Annotated in this window: 15 protein-coding genes and 1 pseudogene; 8 read left to right on the top strand and 8 right to left on the bottom strand. The window is 64.4% G+C overall.

Annotated features, from left to right (window positions below; genetic code table 11):
* Positions 1-158: 158 nt before the first annotated feature.
* The gene (locus tag MTO99_RS17130; RefSeq protein WP_243555167.1) at positions 159-644 is read right to left on the bottom strand and encodes a hypothetical protein; all 486 of its coding nucleotides are present in this window, start codon (positions 642-644) and stop codon (positions 159-161) included.
* 70 nt (positions 645-714) lie between these two features.
* On the opposite strand from MTO99_RS17130, the gene MTO99_RS17125 reads away from it, so the two are divergent.
* Positions 715-1,377, top strand: a complete 663-nt coding sequence (locus MTO99_RS17125) for a hypothetical protein (protein WP_243555165.1) — start codon at positions 715-717, stop codon at positions 1,375-1,377.
* Between the two features lie 696 nt (positions 1,378-2,073).
* A protein-coding gene (locus MTO99_RS17120; protein WP_243555132.1) for an IS3 family transposase occupies positions 2,074-3,224 on the top strand; the annotation gives its coding sequence in 2 pieces (ribosomal slippage) (positions 2,074-2,344 and positions 2,344-3,224; 1,152 coding nt in all).
* A 761-nt stretch (positions 3,225-3,985) separates the two neighbouring features.
* Here MTO99_RS17120 and MTO99_RS17115 read toward each other — a convergent pair.
* The 3 genes and pseudogenes from MTO99_RS17115 to MTO99_RS17105 all read right to left on the bottom strand — a co-directional run bounded on the left by MTO99_RS17115 (position 3,986) and on the right by MTO99_RS17105 (position 7,168).
* Positions 3,986-4,633 carry a hypothetical protein gene (locus tag MTO99_RS17115; RefSeq protein ID WP_243555162.1) on the bottom strand — a complete coding sequence of 216 codons (648 nt, stop codon included), beginning with the start codon at positions 4,631-4,633 and terminating at the stop codon, positions 3,986-3,988.
* Between the two features lie 121 nt (positions 4,634-4,754).
* Positions 4,755-5,856: pseudogene (locus tag MTO99_RS17110) on the bottom strand (IS256 family transposase); the annotation flags it as partial.
* Between the two features lie 161 nt (positions 5,857-6,017).
* A protein-coding gene (locus tag MTO99_RS17105; RefSeq protein ID WP_243555132.1) for an IS3 family transposase occupies positions 6,018-7,168 on the bottom strand; the annotation gives its coding sequence in 2 pieces (ribosomal slippage) (positions 6,018-6,898 and positions 6,898-7,168; 1,152 coding nt in all).
* A gap of 387 nt (positions 7,169-7,555) precedes the next feature.
* Here MTO99_RS17105 and MTO99_RS17100 point away from each other — a divergent pair.
* The gene (locus tag MTO99_RS17100) at positions 7,556-8,782 is read left to right on the top strand and encodes an IS256 family transposase (protein ID WP_243553753.1); all 1,227 of its coding nucleotides are present in this window, start codon (positions 7,556-7,558) and stop codon (positions 8,780-8,782) included.
* Between the two features lie 186 nt (positions 8,783-8,968).
* On the opposite strand, the gene MTO99_RS17095 is transcribed toward MTO99_RS17100, so the two are convergent.
* A protein-coding gene (locus tag MTO99_RS17095) for an IS3 family transposase (RefSeq protein ID WP_243555132.1) occupies positions 8,969-10,119 on the bottom strand; the annotation gives its coding sequence in 2 pieces (ribosomal slippage) (positions 8,969-9,849 and positions 9,849-10,119; 1,152 coding nt in all).
* A gap of 732 nt (positions 10,120-10,851) precedes the next feature.
* Here MTO99_RS17095 and MTO99_RS17090 point away from each other — a divergent pair.
* The 5 genes from MTO99_RS17090 to MTO99_RS17070 all read left to right on the top strand — a co-directional run bounded on the left by MTO99_RS17090 (position 10,852) and on the right by MTO99_RS17070 (position 16,584).
* Complete coding sequence (locus MTO99_RS17090) at positions 10,852-12,078, top strand: IS256 family transposase (RefSeq protein WP_243553753.1); 1,227 nt, start codon at positions 10,852-10,854, stop codon at positions 12,076-12,078.
* Between the two features lie 249 nt (positions 12,079-12,327).
* Positions 12,328-12,882: a hypothetical protein gene (locus MTO99_RS17085; protein WP_243555158.1), complete on the top strand. Its 555-nt coding sequence runs from the start codon at positions 12,328-12,330 to the stop codon at positions 12,880-12,882.
* Between the two features lie 46 nt (positions 12,883-12,928).
* Positions 12,929-15,154 (top strand): glycoside hydrolase domain-containing protein, encoded by a 2,226-nt coding sequence (locus MTO99_RS17080; RefSeq protein ID WP_243555154.1) that lies wholly within the window; start codon positions 12,929-12,931, stop codon positions 15,152-15,154.
* Positions 15,154-15,642, top strand: coding sequence for a hypothetical protein (locus tag MTO99_RS17075; RefSeq protein WP_243555151.1), 489 nt, complete (start codon positions 15,154-15,156; stop codon positions 15,640-15,642). Before MTO99_RS17080 ends, MTO99_RS17075 begins: the two co-directional genes overlap by 1 nt.
* A 47-nt stretch (positions 15,643-15,689) precedes the next feature.
* Positions 15,690-16,584 (top strand): IS5 family transposase gene (locus MTO99_RS17070; protein WP_243555149.1). Its coding sequence is split into 2 segments (ribosomal slippage): positions 15,690-16,040 and positions 16,042-16,584, totalling 894 coding nucleotides; the frame shifts between segments, so codons are not numbered across the junction.
* Positions 16,585-16,612: 28 nt separating this feature from the next.
* Here MTO99_RS17070 and MTO99_RS17065 read toward each other — a convergent pair.
* The 3 genes from MTO99_RS17065 to MTO99_RS19215 are packed head-to-tail and all read right to left on the bottom strand — an operon-like array spanning position 16,613 to position 18,202.
* Positions 16,613-17,197 carry a hypothetical protein gene (locus MTO99_RS17065; RefSeq protein ID WP_243555146.1) on the bottom strand — a complete coding sequence of 195 codons (585 nt, stop codon included), beginning with the start codon at positions 17,195-17,197 and terminating at the stop codon, positions 16,613-16,615.
* Positions 17,190-17,888 carry a hypothetical protein gene (locus tag MTO99_RS17060; protein WP_243555143.1) on the bottom strand — a complete coding sequence of 233 codons (699 nt, stop codon included), beginning with the start codon at positions 17,886-17,888 and terminating at the stop codon, positions 17,190-17,192. The genes MTO99_RS17065 and MTO99_RS17060 overlap by 8 nt, the downstream gene beginning before the upstream one ends.
* Positions 17,885-18,202, bottom strand: coding sequence for a PadR family transcriptional regulator (locus MTO99_RS19215; protein WP_354002493.1), 318 nt, complete (start codon positions 18,200-18,202; stop codon positions 17,885-17,887). Before MTO99_RS19215 ends, MTO99_RS17060 begins: the two co-directional genes overlap by 4 nt.
* Positions 18,203-18,251: the final 49 nt, after the last annotated feature.

Here is an 18,251-nt window from a genome sequence, read left to right as displayed (position 1 = left end):
ACTCGAACCCGCGACACCACGATTCTTGGCAGCGCGATATCGGTGGTTTCTGCGGGGTATCAGGGTGTTTGCATCACCCGTGAAACACTGCTCAGCGCGTATCACGCACACTTACCGCCGCTCACCGATTCTGCGGGGTAAGTGCGGGGTAGGTTCGCTCAGCTTCCCGACGTGCTGGCCGCCGATGCCTCGTGCCAAATCAGCTTCGGAAGGTACTCCGTGAACTCGACTCGACACTTGGAAGTCGCCATCGGAAAGGGAAGCCCGAAGGGAACGCCGGCGACCTGCACGATTGCTTCGGCCTGGTCTTCCGTGCCCCACGAGGACAGGTAGTTCGGGGTCTGCGTGATCACAACCTGCTCGACATCGTCGAGCCGACGCGAGGTGACGGTGACATTGGACGTCGGGTCATAGCGAACATCGAAGATCAGGTCGCCAGCGAACGCGAGCACGAGGAGTTCCCCGTTGTGATCGTCGGGCACGAGAGCATCCAAGTAGTCGATCTCGCGGCCGTCGAGCACGTACGCGAGGGCAGACACTACTGCGCCGGCGACTCCGCGCTCGAAATACTGACCCTGATTCCAGTTGTGATTGGCGGCCGTGAGGCGGGTGTTGAGCGCCTTCGCGGCTTCGAAGCTCGTCATAGCCCAGATTCTCGCACCGGCCACCGACACCGATCGCCCAGTGCCGGTCGGAGACAGTACGGTGCTCTTCGTGAACGTTGAGAACTGGTTCAGCGCGGGTGCGCTCGTGATCGCTGTCGTCGCCGCCGCGGTCGCATGGTGGCAGGCGAGCGAAGCTCGGAAGAGTCGACAGGGGGCAGAGCGTGCCCTTGAGACCGCGGAGCTCTCTGCCGCAGCCACTCTGCGACAAGCTGAAGCAGCCGAGCGTTCGCTCGCACTCCAGGAGGGCGAGCTATCGACTCGGCATCGTGGCGAAGTGGACCGAGTGGTCGCTGAACTGATCCGCGCTATCCAGGTCTACGCACGCGCAAATACCCGCTTCATGCAGGCGATTCGGACTGGGGGATTCTCGGGTTCTCGAGATCGACCGGCCGAGCCGGATCGAACCGACCTTGATTCTGCGATCGAGACGTTCCTCGTGATCGCGAATCAGCAGGAACGCCCTATTGCGGAGCGCGCTCGACAGGTCCTGTACGAGTTGAACTTCTTAAAGGACGACCACGCCGCATGGATCGAGTACTCAGCTGTGAGGCGCGTCCTCATCGCGTGGCGCGCCGGGAAGCGGTCGGACCTTGAGACGATCGCGAACCTCGATTTGATCGACATACGACGTCGGATTCAGGAGAAGCAGACGGGCGAGCCGTTGCCGGCTGAGCCCGAACCCTACGTGCGCGCGGAAGTGTCGGCCGATTAGTAGGTCGCGACCCCGGCTCCGCAGGTGTGTCATGTGACACACCCGATTGCCCAATGCTGGGTCTCAGAGGTGTACCCCCAAACACTTTGAACCCGTCCGAGGTTAGAGAGAGCTCTCCGGCGGTTCCCCGGGCAGTAGGGCGCTTCCACCAACAGACGATCTACAAGATCGAGCGCCGAACTCCACCGATCCGGAAGGTGACGATCGGCGAAGCGCTCGCGCTCGCGACGGCGCTCGGATACACGCTCGAGACGCTGCTCGGCGGCGGCCGCGACGAGTTCCGAAATGCAATGACGCGGTGGAGTGCACGGCAGGATGCATTCTTGATCGCCTCGCGCAGCTATACCGAAGCGCTGGCAGACATGGCGGTGGCCGGCGACCAGGCCGATGGTCTGCGCGATCTCGAGCGAACCTTTCTCGAAACCGTGTTGGTCAACCAGACCCCAGCACAACTCACCCTCGACGCCGAGATGTTCACTCGAGCCGCCATCTCGCGCAATGGCCTCGATGAGAGCGGAGCGAATCTGAAGAGGCTGGCCGATGCCGTCGCGCAGAACACAGCAGCACTAGCGGAACATGTGTCGGGTGATGCGGAAATGTGCCGAAACGCCCATGGGCTGACCCCATTTCTTAGGTCCGGTGGTTCTGAGAGTCGTCCTGTTGCCCGTGGTTGCGGGCAGGGAGACTGGTCAGATCATGTCGAACAGCAGGAAGCGTCATACCCCGGAGCAGGTCGTTCGCAAGCTCGGTCAGGCCGACCGGATGCTCGCCGACGGCGCGGATGTCGCGGCGGTGTGCCGGGAGCTCGGGATCTCCGAGCAGACGTACTACCGGTGGCGTAACCAGTACGGCGGTCTGAAGGCCGACGACGCGAAGCGTCTGAAGGAGCTTGAGAAGCAGAACGCGACGCTCAAGCGGCTGCTCGCGGAGGCGGAGCTGGAGAAGGCCGCGCTCAAGGAGCTGGCTGAGGGAAACTTCTAAGCCCGGGCAGGCGCCGCGCCGCCGTCGCTCACCTGATCAGGACACTGCGGGTGAGCGAACGGATGGCGTGCCGCCTGGCCGGGCTCTCACGCTCCGCATACCGGCGCCCGCTCAAGGCCGACACGGTCGCGGACCCGGACCGGGCGTTGCGTGACTGGCTGCGCGCCTGGGCGAAGAAGCACCCGCGTTGCGGGTACCGGCGGGCGTATCACGACGCCCGCGCCGAGGGCTGGGTCGTGAACCACAAGAAGGTCCAACGCCTGTGGCGTGTCGAGGGCCTGCGGGTGCCGCAGCGGCGTCGACGCAAACGCGTCGGGTCCTCGACTGTCGAGGCACCTGCCGCGGATGCGCCGAACGTGGTGTGGGCGGTGGATTTCCAGTTCGATGCCGACGAGCAGGGCCGCCCGATCAAGATCTGCTCCATCGTCGATGAGCACACCCGGGAGTGCATCGGCGGCCTCACCGAACGGTCGATCACCGCCGACCGGCTCACCGCTCACCTCGAGGACCTCGTCGCCGTCCGCGGCGCCCCGGCCGTGCTCAGGTCGGACAACGGCCCGGAGTTCATCAGCGACGCAATGGCCGACTGGGCCGGCACCCGCACCGGCCTGTCCTACATCCCGCCGGGATCGCCGTGGCGCAACGGGTACGTCGAGTCGTTCAACAGCCGGCTCCGCGACGAGTGCCTGAACATCAACAGCTTCTACTCGCTGCTGCACGCGCAGGTCGTGATCGGCGACTGGAAGGACGAGTACAACCACCACCGCCGGCACTCCTCGCTCGGCTACCTACCGCCCGCCGAGTACGCTCGGCAGTGCACCCATCAAATCGAAACCGACGACTCACAGACCATCCGGACCGAATGAAGGGGGCGGCCCACCCATGTTGTGTGCCAAACGACCCATGTTTGAGAATGTCAACCGAACGTGGGCCCACCGGGGCAATCTAAGCGAGACCCACCTCCGGGTGCCGCGCCGCGGTGACCGCGGTCACCGCGGCGCACGAGGCGCGTCCGAGTGGGACAACCCCGCTACGCACCTGGCGCTGGTCGCGCGCCTGGAAAGCCGGCCGTCGCGTCGTAGAATGATGCGTACACGCGCAAATGGAGGCCCGGGCACCTGAAGCCACTCGACGCATGACTGACGCCGCGGGGGAGTGAAACGAGGGGACCGTGCGAACTGGGGATACAGTTGCGTTTACCTGTGTGCTCACTACGATTGTGCTGCTGGGTGGTTGCAGCACCGTCGGAACCGCGGAGGTCGGGTCAGCGCAACTCTCGACCCAATCGCCTACCGAGACCGCAAGCATTGTGATCGAGCCCACATCGAGCGAGTTACTGGCTTGTGCAGACGAGTCGATGGTTGGCCGTGTGTCGGCGGCACGCTCGACCGAAACTGAATCGCCTGAGAACCATCCGCTCGCGGTTCCCCAAGCACTTGCCGCGTTAGGGATGAACGAAGACGCAGTTCAGACGCAGTTTGAACGATGGAACGCGTTGACTCCCGATGAGCGGGCCTTCCAGATCTGCCTCAACCTCGCAGAGGGCGAATTTACTACAGACTAAGAAAATAGATGAGGGCAACATCCCGCTCCCGGGATGTTGCCCTCCGTGCGCCAAATGGCTTCGCTACTTCAGCTGCACTTCGTAGACGTTGGGTGTGCCGTAGACCTCTTGGAAGTAGTAAGTGTTGAAGTCACTCGGCCCGCGCCAGACCGAGTAGTAGTAGTAGGCGCTCGTGTCGTACTTGTAGAGAACCCGGCCCGTCTCGTTTCCGGCCCTGAGAGTGTAGACATGCTGGGTCGGGTACGTGCTCCGATCGTACGAACCCGAGCCGTGGTAGCAGTTGTAGCTTTGCGGCCCGCTCGCGTCCGCCCCAAGATATCCGACCTTGTAGTCGTTCGGACCGTCGAGACACGACTGAATCCAGACTGTCAGCGGCTGAACGCCATCATCCGATGGCGGAAGAATCTCGTACTTTGGCAGCCATTCTGGGTGCGGCACGATCGCTTCTTGCTCAGCGCGAAGGCGGTCCTGACGCTTCCGCTCAGCTTCATCCAGCTTCAGGAAGCCACGGCGCTGCTTCTCGACCTCGTCGGCTGAGAAGCCGAGGCGCTCGAGATCCTCAGGACTCGCCATCAGGCTGTTCTCTGGCGAGATGACGCCCGCGGCGTCTTCTGGCACATCCTGTGCCGGGGCCGCCATCGCCATCGGCGCGGCCACGAAAGCCATCGCGACCGCCAAGATAGCGGCACCGAATACGCCCCGTTTTCTCATGTTTCCTCCTACATTTCGACCTACATCGGAGGCTATGGCCCATCCGAGGATCGGCGCTTGTAGCGAAGGGCACAGATCATGAGGGCAATCCGCATCTCCTCGCTTCCAGCGGGGAGCAGCCCAAGGCGTCCCGGTTCGGGAAGATGCCCACGCTGTCGGTGCGGCGGCGGATCTCACGGTTCAGGCGCTCGTTCGGGTTGTTCGATCAGATCTGCGACCAGAGCGCTTCGGGGAATCCGGTGAACGCGAGGATGTCCGCGCGGGCGGCATCGAGGTGCTCGAACGCGTCGGGCAGCTTCCCGTCGACGTAGTCGAGCAATCGATCGAACTGGGCGTGGACGGCGTCGGCGTCGGCGTCGGGTTGGTCGTAGACCGAGTGCAGCATCGCTTTCACGGCCGGCCACATCGCCTTCGGGGTGACGGACATCAGGTTCGCGGCGTAGTGGGTGCGGCAGCGTTGCCAGGCCGCGCCGGGCAGGTTCGCCGCGATCGCTTCAACCAGCCCGGCGTGCGCGTCGGAGGTGACCAGACGCACGCCGGTCAGGCCGCGGGCGACGAGGTCGGCGAAGAAGCTGTTCCACGCCGGACCGGTCTCACTGGTCGCGACTCGCAGGCCGAGGACTTCGCGGCGCCCGTCGGCGTTGACGCCGGGCGCGATCAGCACGACCGCGTTGATCACCCGGCCGCCTTCGCGGACCTTCATCGTGAGCGCGTCGGCGGCGACGAACGTGAACGGTCCGGCCGCATCGAGCGGCCGGTGCCGGAACTGCTCGACGTGCTCGTCGAGCTCGGCCGCCATCCTGGATACCTGTGACTTGGACAGCGAGTTGATCCCGAGGGTCTTGACGAGCTTGTCCATCCGCCGGGTGCCTGACGCCTGCGAGGTAGCAGTCCGCGACGACCGTGATCAGCGCGGACTCGGCGCGTTTGCGTCGCTCGAGGAGCCATTCCGGGAAGTACGTGCCCGAACGGAGCTTCGGGGCGGCGACGTCGATCGTGCCGACCCGGGTGTCCAGGTCCCGGTGCCGGTACCCGTTGCGCTGCGCGGTGCGGGTCGGACTCGGCTTGCCCCACTCAGCGCCGACGACGGCATCCGCGTCGGCGGACAGGAGTGCGTTGATCATGGTCTTCAGCAAGCTGCGCATCAGATCCGGGGAGGCATCCGCGAGAGCTTCGCCGAGCAGGCCGGCAGGGTCGACAATATCAATATGAGGTGCGGTCATCGTGATGACTCCGTTCGAGTGAGAAGTAGAGAGCTTTCTCGAAGGGCCACACGGTAACCGCGCTCACGTCAGTAGCGACGAGCTCGATCACCGCGCGCTGCACTACTACGCGGGACTCAACTCAGCCACCGGTTGGTCATCGCGCCGGTGGGCCGCCCCCTTCATTCGGTCCGGATGGTCTGTGAGTCGTCGGTTTCGATTTGATGGGTGCACTGCCGAGCGTACTCGGCGGGCGGTAGGTAGCCGAGCGAGGAGTGCCGGCGGTGATGGTTGTACTCGTCCTTCCAGTCGCCGATCACGACCTGCGCGTGCAGCAGCGAGTAGAAGCTGTTGATGTTCAGGCACTCGTCGCGGAGCCGGCTGTTGAACGACTCGACGTACCCGTTGCGCCACGGCGATCCCGGCGGGATGTAGGACAGGCCGGTGCGGGTGCCGGCCCAGTCGGCCATTGCGTCGCTGATGAACTCCGGGCCGTTGTCCGACCTGAGCACGGCCGGGGCGCCGCGGACGGCGACGAGGTCCTCGAGGTGAGCGGTGAGCCGGTCGGCGGTGATCGACCGTTCGGTGAGGCCGCCGATGCACTCCCGGGTGTGCTCATCGACGATGGAGCAGATCTTGATCGGGCGGCCCTGCTCGTCGGCATCGAACTGGAAATCCACCGCCCACACCACGTTCGGCGCATCCGCGGCAGGTGCCTCGACAGTCGAGGACCCGACGCGTTTGCGTCGACGCCGCTGCGGCACCCGCAGGCCCTCGACACGCCACAGGCGTTGGACCTTCTTGTGGTTCACGACCCAGCCCTCGGCGCGGGCGTCGTGATACGCCCGCCGGTACCCGCAACGCGGGTGCTTCTTCGCCCAGGCGCGCAGCCAGTCACGCAACGCCCGGTCCGGGTCCGCGACCGTGTCGGCCTTGAGCGGGCGCCGGTATGCGGAGCGTGAGAGCCCGGCCAGGCGGCACGCCATCCGTTCGCTCACCCGCAGTGTCCTGATCAGGTGAGCGACGGCGGCGCGGCGCCTGCCCGGGCTTAGAAGTTTCCCTCAGCCAGCTCCTTGAGCGCGGCCTTCTCCAGCTCCGCCTCCGCGAGCAGCCGCTTGAGCGTCGCGTTCTGCTTCTCAAGCTCCTTCAGACGCTTCGCGTCGTCGGCCTTCAGACCGCCGTACTGGTTACGCCACCGGTAGTACGTCTGCTCGGAGATCCCGAGCTCCCGGCACACCGCCGCGACATCCGCGCCGTCGGCGAGCATCCGGTCGGCCTGACCGAGCTTGCGAACGACCTGCTCCGGGGTATGACGCTTCCTGCTGTTCGACATGATCTGACCAGTCTCCCTGCCCGCAACCACGGGCAACAGGACGACTCTCAGAACCACCGGACCTACGAAAAGGGGTCAGCCCACCGGGCACAGTCAAATGTCACTTGAATGACACCTTCACGTTGCTTAACGCACGCTCGCGACTCGATGCCGTCAACAGGGTTCGGTCGCTGGGCCGAATTCAACCAGTTTCCTGGGAGCTTGGCGGTACGGCGTTCGTGGTGGGCGACAAGCGGCCGCCCCCTCGCGATCGCGAACGAGCAGGTGGCGTCCCCGGGTGTGGTGGGGTTTCCGGCAGGGCTCGCGGCGTCGTAGACGCTGGTGAGCCATCGTGCGATGGTCAGTGAGTACCGATCAAAGTCACTCACAGGAAGACACAAACGCACGATGGCTCTAGACCAGTCTGCCCTCCTCGAGCTCCTCGGGGAACTGCAGTCCACCGATGTCAGCGACCGGATCCGGCTCGCGACGCAGAAGCTCTACCAGGAGCTGATCGACGCGGAAGCGACTGCGTTCATCGGCGCCGCGTCCTACGAGCGCTCGGAGGGGCGTGTCGCGGTCCGTAACGGGTCGCGTCCGCGGACGCTGACCACCACGGCCGGGGATCTGGATCTGCGGATCCCGAAGCTGCGACAGGGGTCGTTCTTCCCGTCGCTGCTGGAGCGGCGCCGCCGGGTCGATCAGGCGCTGTTCGCGGTCGTGATGGAGGCTTACGTCCACGGTGTCTCGACCCGGAAGGTCGACGACCTCGTCAAGGCGCTCGGCGCCGATTCGGGGATCTCCAAGTCCGAGGTGTCTCGCATCTGCCAGGACCTCGACGAGGACGTCGCCGCGTTCCGCGAACGGCCGCTGGACGCCCAGGACTACCCGTATGTGTTCGTCGATGCGACCTACTGCAAGGCCCGTGTCGGTCGTCAGGTTGTCTCGCAGGCGATCGTCGTGGCGATCGGCGTCGCCTCCGACGGCACCCGGCAAGTCCTCGGCTTCGACGTCGGCGATACGGAGTCCGAGCCGTTCTGGACGGCGTTCTTCCGGTCGTTGAAGGCCCGCGGTCTCGGCGGAGTGCGCCTGGTGATCTCCGACGCCCACTCCGGGCTGATCAAAGCCATCCAGGTCGCGTTCCAAGGCGTCTCGTGGCAGCGCTGCCGGGTTCACTTCATGCGCAACGTCCTGGCGAAGGTCCCCAAGGTCGCCGGCCCGATGGTCGCCTCCATCATCCGCACCGTGTTCGTCCCGCGCGGCAAGGCCAGCCTCGTCAAAGCACAGTTCGGGGAGGTCGTTCGCATGCTCGAACGCTCCCATCCGGCCATCGCCGAGATGCTCGAGGATGCCCGCGATGAGCTCCTCGCGTTCACCGGGTTCCCGGCCGCGCACTGGCAGCAGATCTGGTCCACGAACCCGCTGGAACGGCTGAACAAGGAGATCAAGCGCCGCACCGACGTCGTCGGCACCTTCCCCAACCCTGCCGCGCTGCTGCGCCTCGCCGGGCACGTCCTGATCGAGCAGCACGACGAATGGGACAGCGCCGACCGCCGCTACTTCAGCGACGCCTCCATGGCCCTGCTGAACACCACCGGAGAGGAGGACAGCATCCCCGAACTCATCGCGGCATAATCAGAAGCAGCTGACCTCGCCGGTGTTGAGAAACTCCACCACTCAGAGGGACGCCACCAACGAGCAACGTCGCGCCGTCGAGTGCGCACGGTCCCTGGCCCTCTGCGAGCTGGACCGGCACGAATCGCTGCCGCGTAGCGCTCTGACAGTACTGCTATCGATCTCGGCCCTTATGGGCCGCCCCCTTCATTCGGTCCGGATGGTCTGTGAGTCGTCGGTTTCGATTTGATGGGTGCACTGCCGAGCGTACTCGGCGGGCGGTAGGTAGCCGAGCGAGGAGTGCCGGCGGTGATGGTTGTACTCGTCCTTCCAGTCGCCGATCACGACCTGCGCGTGCAGCAGCGAGTAGAAGCTGTTGATGTTCAGGCACTCGTCGCGGAGCCGGCTGTTGAACGACTCGACGTACCCGTTGCGCCACGGCGATCCCGGCGGGATGTAGGACAGGCCGGTGCGGGTGCCGGCCCAGTCGGCCATTGCGTCGCTGATGAACTCCGGGCCGTTGTCCGACCTGAGCACGGCCGGGGCGCCGCGGACGGCGACGAGGTCCTCGAGGTGAGCGGTGAGCCGGTCGGCGGTGATCGACCGTTCGGTGAGGCCGCCGATGCACTCCCGGGTGTGCTCATCGACGATGGAGCAGATCTTGATCGGGCGGCCCTGCTCGTCGGCATCGAACTGGAAATCCACCGCCCACACCACGTTCGGCGCATCCGCGGCAGGTGCCTCGACAGTCGAGGACCCGACGCGTTTGCGTCGACGCCGCTGCGGCACCCGCAGGCCCTCGACACGCCACAGGCGTTGGACCTTCTTGTGGTTCACGACCCAGCCCTCGGCGCGGGCGTCGTGATACGCCCGCCGGTACCCGCAACGCGGGTGCTTCTTCGCCCAGGCGCGCAGCCAGTCACGCAACGCCCGGTCCGGGTCCGCGACCGTGTCGGCCTTGAGCGGGCGCCGGTATGCGGAGCGTGAGAGCCCGGCCAGGCGGCACGCCATCCGTTCGCTCACCCGCAGTGTCCTGATCAGGTGAGCGACGGCGGCGCGGCGCCTGCCCGGGCTTAGAAGTTTCCCTCAGCCAGCTCCTTGAGCGCGGCCTTCTCCAGCTCCGCCTCCGCGAGCAGCCGCTTGAGCGTCGCGTTCTGCTTCTCAAGCTCCTTCAGACGCTTCGCGTCGTCGGCCTTCAGACCGCCGTACTGGTTACGCCACCGGTAGTACGTCTGCTCGGAGATCCCGAGCTCCCGGCACACCGCCGCGACATCCGCGCCGTCGGCGAGCATCCGGTCGGCCTGACCGAGCTTGCGAACGACCTGCTCCGGGGTATGACGCTTCCTGCTGTTCGACATGATCTGACCAGTCTCCCTGCCCGCAACCACGGGCAACAGGACGACTCTCAGAACCACCGGACCTACGAAAAGGGGTCAGCCCACTTAGGTCGAGGGCACCGGTGCGCGCCGGTGGCCGGGTTCGCATCGCCGATCGGCACTCTTGTGCCGAAAGTTGTATGGACCCGCCAACGGAGCACACGTAGTTTCGTCTCATTCGACCGCTAATGATTCGTGAAGACAGATGCAGAGAGCCTGCCGCGCGCATGCGGCGGCACTTTTGGCTCGCACCACGGCATGCCTGACGCATATCAGCTCCGAGTCTAATGCGGATCATCCGATTGGATTCAGGAGGCGGAAGTATGGATGCTCTAGGACGGATGGTCGTGTCGCGAAGAGCGCTTCTCACAGGGGCGGCCGCCGCGTCCGGCTATCTCCTTACCCTTGATATCCCGACGTCTCCACCCCGCGCGGCTCTAGGCACGCCTGAAGCACCGATCGCTCGTGATCGGCTGACAATGGCCACTACGAAGTTCTTCAGCCCTGACTGGAAGCAAGCGCGTATCGCATCTTTTCCTGTTCGCTACACGTTCTCGCCGAGTAGCGGCGACTCATCGATCGGGATCGAAGGTGGCGTCCCCGGGTGTGGTGGGGTTTCCGGCAGGGCTCGCGGCGTCGTAGACGCTGGTGAGCCATCGTGCGATGGTCAGTGAGTACCGATCAAAGTCACTCACAGGAAGACACAAACGCACGATGGCTCTAGACCAGTCTGCCCTCCTCGAGCTCCTCGGGGAACTGCAGTCCACCGATGTCAGCGACCGGATCCGGCTCGCGACGCAGAAGCTCTACCAGGAGCTGATCGACGCGGAAGCGACTGCGTTCATCGGCGCCGCGTCCTACGAACGCTCGGAGGGGCGTGTCGCGGTCCGTAACGGGTCGCGTCCGCGGACGCTGACCACCACGGCCGGGGATCTGGATCTGCGGATCCCGAAGCTGCGACAGGGGTCGTTCTTCCCGTCGCTGCTGGAGCGGCGCCGCCGGGTCGATCAGGCGCTGTTCGCGGTCGTGATGGAGGCTTACGTCCACGGTGTCTCGACCCGGAAGGTCGACGACCTCGTCAAGGCGCTCGGCGCCGATTCGGGGATCTCCAAGTCCGAGGTGTCTCGCATCTGCCAGGACCTCGACGAGGACGTCGCCGCGTTCCGCGAACGGCCGCTGGACGCCCAGGACTACCCGTATGTGTTCGTCGATGCGACCTACTGCAAGGCCCGTGTCGGTCGTCAGGTTGTCTCGCAGGCGATCGTCGTGGCGATCGGCGTCGCCTCCGACGGCACCCGGCAAGTCCTCGGCTTCGACGTCGGCGATACGGAGTCCGAGCCGTTCTGGACGGCGTTCTTCCGGTCGTTGAAGGCCCGCGGTCTCGGCGGAGTGCGCCTGGTGATCTCCGACGCCCACTCCGGGCTGATCAAAGCCATCCAGGTCGCGTTCCAAGGCGTCTCGTGGCAGCGCTGCCGGGTTCACTTCATGCGCAACGTCCTGGCGAAGGTCCCCAAGGTCGCCGGCCCGATGGTCGCCTCCATCATCCGCACCGTGTTCGTCCCGCGCGGCAAGGCCAGCCTCGTCAAAGCACAGTTCGGGGAGGTCGTTCGCATGCTCGAACGCTCCCATCCGGCCATCGCCGAGATGCTCGAGGATGCCCGCGATGAGCTCCTCGCGTTCACCGGGTTCCCGGCCGCGCACTGGCAGCAGATCTGGTCCACGAACCCGCTGGAACGGCTGAACAAGGAGATCAAGCGCCGCACCGACGTCGTCGGCACCTTCCCCAACCCTGCCGCGCTGCTGCGCCTCGCCGGGCACGTCCTGATCGAGCAGCACGACGAATGGGACAGCGCCGACCGCCGCTACTTCAGCGACGCCTCCATGGCCCTGCTGAACACCACCGGAGAGGAGGACAGCATCCCCGAACTCATCGCGGCATAATCAGAAGCAGCTGACCTCGCCGGTGTTGAGAAACTCCACCACTCAGAGGGACGCCACCGGATCGAATGGGACGAGCGGCTGTTCACACTACGCGAACCGGCGCTAGGAATCATCGGCGGATCATCACGCGAACTCGCCATCACCCGACCAAATTCGGGTACCGCACTCATAGCTGTTCCACCGGAGCTGACCGATCTCGCGCTCCGTGTCGAATCGCTCAACGCCTACCCAGCAGAAAACCTGGAAGGCGTGAGACCTGTCTCGCTGTGGCGAGACGATTTCGATGGAAGCCGGATCGAGGATTGGACCGACTCGGCGGATTCCGACGACTGTGCTGCGTGGAGCATCGAGGCCACTGTCAACTGGATCTGCCATGAAGGCGACATCGTGCCGGCGCGCGCATTGATAAGCAGCGTCGGGCCGTTTAGCGCGCCAGTCGGCACGGCAATCCGTCTCAGCTACACAGGCGGGTTTGACGCCGCGTCCACCCTGATGGACTCCGCGACCGCCGAAAGCGACGATGCTCCCCTGCCGGCGGAGGTCGAATCACAGGCGTACGAAGGCATCACCGAACTCGTCCTGACCACGACCGAGCCTCTCGATCCGGGTCGTGAGCTTCAGCTGGTTTTCGAGGTGGGTGCGTCAAATTCCACGCCTCGACCATTCACAACTCACGTTCCTCGACTCGTCCTTGTTCCTCCCGTCGACACGACAGGAATGCGGTTCTCCGGAAAGCACACCTCATTCCCGGTGTCACCTTCCGGATCTCAATTGAGTACCTACCTACCCGCCCCGGTGGCATGACCGGGCTACTGCGCAAGTCGATCCCGAATACGAGAGTGGAGAACTGATGTCAGACCCATGGGTGGTGAAGACCCAGTTTTGGTACAACACAACCTACGGAACTCGCGAGGGCTTCACCGAGATCTCTACCGACGGGCAAACCGGCTGGGAGATCATGTACGCGCTCACCCGGGCCCTCCAGTTCGAGCTGGGCATCACCTCGCTCTCTGACAACTTCGGAGACGGAACGCTGGCCGCTCTAACCGCGTTCGGCACAATCACTGCGACCAGCTCAGATACGAGCGAAGCGCGTTCAAATATCATCAGGATCGCGCAGGGGGCCCTGTACTGCAAGGGCTACAACGCCGGCAGCGGAGCCCTGACAGGCGTGTGGGACGACATGACACAGGCCGCGATGAAGGACCTGCGCAACGATCTCGGCCTCGGACTCTCCTCCAGCGACCTCACGCCAAAGCTGTTCAAATTCCTCCTCACGATGGGCGCCGCTACCCTCCTCTCAGGCGGAGACGCCGTCATCCGCGACGGCCAACGGACGATGAACGCCCGATACCTCTCGAGAGACGACTTCTATGTCGTGCCAGCGGACGGCTTCTTCCTGCGCGACACGCACCTTGCCCTCTTGTTCGCTTTGCAGTACGAGATCGGCATGGTCGACGGGCAAGCCAACGGTAACTTCGGTCCGGGCACGAAAACGGGGCTCCAGACCCAGGCGAACCTGACTGTCGGATCGACCGACACCACGAAACTCTTCGTCCACTTCTTCCACCTCGCCTTGCGGGTGAACGGCTACGCAACGACCTTCTCCGGAACTTTCACCAGCGCGACGGCCGCCGCCGTGATCAGCTTCCAGAACTTCGTCGGTCTCAGTCCGACCGGCACCGCGAATCTGGAGACGTGGGCCGGGCTGCTCGTAAGCACCGGAGACCCTGACCGACCGGGGACAGGCGCGGACTGCGTCACCACACTGACGTCGGCGCGTCTCATGACGCTCAGAAACGCGGGCTACCTGTATTTCGGCCGATACCTCACGAACACGATCGATCATGATCCGGACAAAGATCTCAAGTTCGGCGAGGCAACTGCCATCCTTGCCTCAGGCGGAAAGATCTTCCCGATCTTTCAGACTGGCGGAGGCACGCCCTCTCATTTCACCTACGCGAGGGGTGCCGAGGTCGCAGAGGAAGCTGCCGTGGCCGCCTGGGCCTACAGAATCCCCTCAAACGCAGTGATCTACTTCGGCGTCGACTACGACGCATACGACTGGGAGGTGGCCGAAAGCATCATCCCTTACTTCCAAGCTGTCAACGACAAGATCAACGAGTTCGGTCGCACCTTTCGCGTCGGCATCTACGGACCGCGCAACGTATGCAAACGGGTGAGCGCCGCGGGGCTAGCGACGTATAGCTTTGTCTCCGACATGTCGACCGGTTACAGCGGCAACTTGGGGCAAACGCTGCCCACAAACTGGGCCTTCGACCAGATCCAAACGCTCACGTTGGGAAGCGGTACCGGCGAGGTCGAAATCGACAAGAACGTCGTCTCGAGCCGCGACACGGCAGTGGCCGCGCTCGCACCGGCAACGAACATGGGCAACGACCCCCTCGTCCCGGCTTCCCAGCTAGCGGCCTTCAACGCCGAGTGGTTCACCCACTGCCAGCGATATGCGGATAGTCCCGCTCACGCTGTCATTCAAGCAGGGAACCAACTACTCGTCAGCAATTGGGTGAGCACACACGATGCTCTCATCACAGACCTCGCGTCGCAGTACCAGGTGTACAAGGCCCTCATACTTACCCCACTCATATGGGAGGGCTTGGCGATCCACGCGGGAGACGTCGTCGCCGACCAACTCGTCCGCGACTTCTATGCATGGCGGGTTGCCGGATCGGTCGGCGCTCCCCCCAACCCCAGCGCGGATGACTCATCGACCGGACCCTGTCAGGTTTTCGCCAGGACTGCGATCACAGCCCGGAACTGGGCCGTACGTCAGGGATTGCTAACGGACAGGATCTACGACACCGACGTCTGGCAGGACATGTGGGAGATGTGGCAGAAGCTCGCCAACGACGAGGCGTTCAACATCCGAACAGCGATGTTCGTGATGATGTACTACGCGACGACCCGCACAGGAGTGCCCGCAACTGAACTTCGCAACCTAACACCAAGTCAAGTGATGAACGCACTCACCGGGTACAACAATGATGGGGTATACGGAAGGAAGCGTATGGTGCTCTACTACCTGATCCAACGCTGGCACGAAACGTTCCGCTGATGGGCAATGCTCGGGCAGGGCACACGCGTGGTGCAAGAAGTCTCGGACTGACCGGCGCCGGCGGACTCGTTTCAGCCGCGACATTCTTCCTCTTCTGGGGATTCGCCTACGTCAGTCTGCTGTCGTCCGCCCATCACGACCAGGACGATGCCATTGCTGTTTTCGTCGGGGTAATCGCGATTGCCGGTGGCCTCGGCTTATCGGCATGGGCATCATGGACGCTCATCGCCTACGGGGTGCTCCCACGAGCATGGGCGATTCTGCTCCCAGTTGCCACGAGCATCGGATGGGCCGCAACCGCGTTGGCCGCACCGCGCAGCACTGACTTCCTCCTTGCGTTGGGAGATCTCTTTCCACTCCTGCCGTTCGTCGCCATCACAGGCATGACCGTACCAATCACGATCATGCTCGCCCTCGCGTACTTCGTACTCAAGATCAGCTACGCGGTCCGCTCGCGGAAGGTACTGTCCGCCGCAGATCGGAGCTAGGGCGTGTCTGACAATTATTTCGGTGTCGGGCTGGGAGTCTGGGATGCGTGTCGCGTTTCCAGGTGCTCTCGGATGCTCAGTGGTCGCTGATCGAAGGGATGCTGCCGTCTCCGACGGGCCGGAAGGGGCGACCGTTCTCGGACGCGCGGACGATGCTGGAAGGCATCATCTACCGGTATCGGTGCGGGATCGCCTGGCGGGACCTGCCCGAGTCGTTCGGCCCGTGGCAGACGGTGTGGACCTGGCACCATCGGATGGCGGCAGACGGCACCTGGGACAAGGTGCTCGCCAAGCTCACCGCCGCCGCGGACGCTGCCGGGCTCGTGGACTGGTCGCTGTCGGTGGACTCCACGATCGCCCGCGCGCACCAGCACGCGACGAACACGACCCGCACCACAGGGGGCTGGATCGAATTACACGAATCCGCGGGAAGAGCCGCCTGACCACGGCATCGGCCGCTCCCGCGGTGGGCTGTCGACGAAGATCCACCAGCTCGTCGATGGGAACGGGTTGCCGTTGGCGACGCTGATCACGCCGGGGCAAGCGGGCGACTCGCCCATGTTCCTCCCGCTGATGGCGCAGCTGCGTGTCGGCCGCGACGTGGGTCGGCCGCGCACGAGACCGGACGCGATCCGTGGCGACAAGGCGAACTCGTCCCGCGCGATCCGCAGCCACCTGCGCGCCCGCGGGATCAAGGCCGTGATCCCCGAGCCCGACGACCAGAAAGGCCACCGCAGACGGCGCGGTTCACGCGGCGGCAGGCCCGTCGGGCTCGACACCGCCGACTACAAGAACCGCAACGTGATCGAACGACGCTTCTGCGACGTCAAGCAGTGGCGCGGCCTCGCCACCCGATACGACAAGCACGCCATCGTCTACCGCGCCGCGATCCTCATCCAAGCAGCCATCGCCTGGACCCAGCAATTATCAGACACGCCCTAACTCCGGATCACACGCCGGAAAGCGATCGTCAGTTGGCGTCGTCCATTCCTGTTACGTGGACTGCGTATCCCTGACACCCCGCGTCTTCCCAGCGGTATGCATCACCAGCGCCAGTTTCGCCGGTGAGCGCGAACCAGGCCGGGGACCCGACCGGGACTGGACTCACAAGGTTGCTCGTCGCCTGACGCTGCCAGTATGGAGTGAAGAAGTACTCGAATCCCTGCTCCGCCATGCATTGCGCGATGATGACAGACTGCTGCAGCCAGATCCGGGCGTTCGCCGCCTGAGCATCAGTCAGGCCTTCCGGGAGCGGGATGGTGGCTGGGTCGGTCTGCGCTCCATAAACAGGGTCGGGAGTCGTTGCGGGGGAAGCGGGAAGGGTCGGGCTCGAACCGCTGTTCGGTTTGACCGGCGCAGAGTGCCGCACGTAGCTGACGGGAGGTGTCGTCATCGCCACAGTGCTTCCGACGCCGACGATCAAGACGGTTGACGCCATTACGACCGCGCTTAACCCGATCGCGACCAGCAGCAAGATGTAGCGCCGCGGCGTGGTTGCCGTTCGTTCCGTGGCGGATACAGCCGCCTTGTCGAACGCTTCATCGAAGTCAAACATGCTTCCTCCTCGACCCTCGTCGGCGCGTCTTCCACCACAGGAGGACGGATGTGAACACCAGGCTCAGCCCGACACTCGCACCAGCAATGACCAGGCTCAATCCGGGGATGTGGTTGTACGCCGCGGTACCTGTGGCACTGACTACGTACAGCAGCTTCATCGAGAGCCAAGGCAACGCGGATGCTGCGGCGACCATCAGCACTATTCCGACGCTCCGGTACCGCGGCTGCGTGAAACACAGGAAGCCCAAGGTTGCTGAGGCGGTCAATGTCAGAACAGCTGCAACTGAACTGACGGAGAGTTCCGACCCGTTGCTCCAGATTGACGACACAACTCGAACACAGACGTACACGCCTGCGACTGCCAGAAAGAAGCCGAGTACTCCGACCGAGCCAAGGAGGAAGTCCGCCGTCCGATGGGCCCTGAGTGCGCGGCGCTCAACCTCTCCCCGGCGGATTCGCTCATGGCGCCAGAGCAAATCATCTGCCGCCCCCAACATCGCTCGGGCGACAAGCGATGCCCGGAGGCCTCCGCTGTCGGCATGCGCAGTCTGTTCGTAGAGATCCGAAAGGACCTCACGTCGACGGTCGTCTGCCACGTCCGTTCGCAGCCCACGCGTGTAGTACGCACTCCATCCCAGGACCCCGCGGATGAGGAGGGCCGTCCCGCGCGCTTGATGGATCGTGCTCATGTCGTCCGAAGGCCCTGCCCCTGCCATGCACGCGCTAGGACCAGGCGCCGTATCTCGGCGGAGAGCGCAAGTTCGCCCTGGCCTGTCACTCGATACAGCTTCCGTCTCGGCCTGCCTTCCGCCTCGGCGATCGCGGGGTCTTCCCATTGCGCGGAAAGCAACCCCCCCTCAGTCATCCGGCCGAGCGCCTTGTACAGGGTTCCGTGTGCAGTCAGGGAACCGTTGTCAGCTTGTGACAGCTCCCGGGCAAGTGCAAAACCGTAGAAGCTTCCCGCGTCGCCCTGAAGGCGCAGCCCAGCCTCAAGGATTGCCACTTCCAATGGAATCAGCTGACCAGCTCTTCGTCTCCCCACTCGACCATTA

Source organism: Agromyces larvae (assembly GCF_022811705.1).
In the GTDB taxonomy this organism is placed as follows: Bacteria; Actinomycetota; Actinomycetes; order Actinomycetales; family Microbacteriaceae; genus Agromyces; species Agromyces larvae.
Note: the sequence above shows the minus strand (reverse complement) of the source record. Positions and strands in the feature narration are given on the sequence as shown.

Excerpts from the sequence above, each read along its gene's own strand:
- MTO99_RS17075 (WP_243555151.1), top strand. The coding sequence starts at position 15,154 with ATGGGCAATGCTCGGGCAGGGCACACGCGTGGTGCAAGAAGTCTCGGA.
- MTO99_RS17100 (WP_243553753.1), top strand. The coding sequence starts at position 7,556 with ATGGCTCTAGACCAGTCTGCCCTCCTCGAGCTCCTCGGGGAACTGCAG.
- MTO99_RS17130 (WP_243555167.1), bottom strand. The coding sequence starts at position 644 with ATGACGAGCTTCGAAGCCGCGAAGGCGCTCAACACCCGCCTCACGGCC.
- MTO99_RS17115 (WP_243555162.1), bottom strand. The coding sequence starts at position 4,633 with ATGAGAAAACGGGGCGTATTCGGTGCCGCTATCTTGGCGGTCGCGATG.
- MTO99_RS17090 (WP_243553753.1), top strand. The coding sequence starts at position 10,852 with ATGGCTCTAGACCAGTCTGCCCTCCTCGAGCTCCTCGGGGAACTGCAG.
- MTO99_RS17080 (WP_243555154.1), top strand. The coding sequence starts at position 12,929 with ATGTCAGACCCATGGGTGGTGAAGACCCAGTTTTGGTACAACACAACC.
- MTO99_RS17065 (WP_243555146.1), bottom strand. The coding sequence starts at position 17,197 with ATGTTTGACTTCGATGAAGCGTTCGACAAGGCGGCTGTATCCGCCACG.
- MTO99_RS17060 (WP_243555143.1), bottom strand. The coding sequence starts at position 17,888 with ATGAGCACGATCCATCAAGCGCGCGGGACGGCCCTCCTCATCCGCGGG.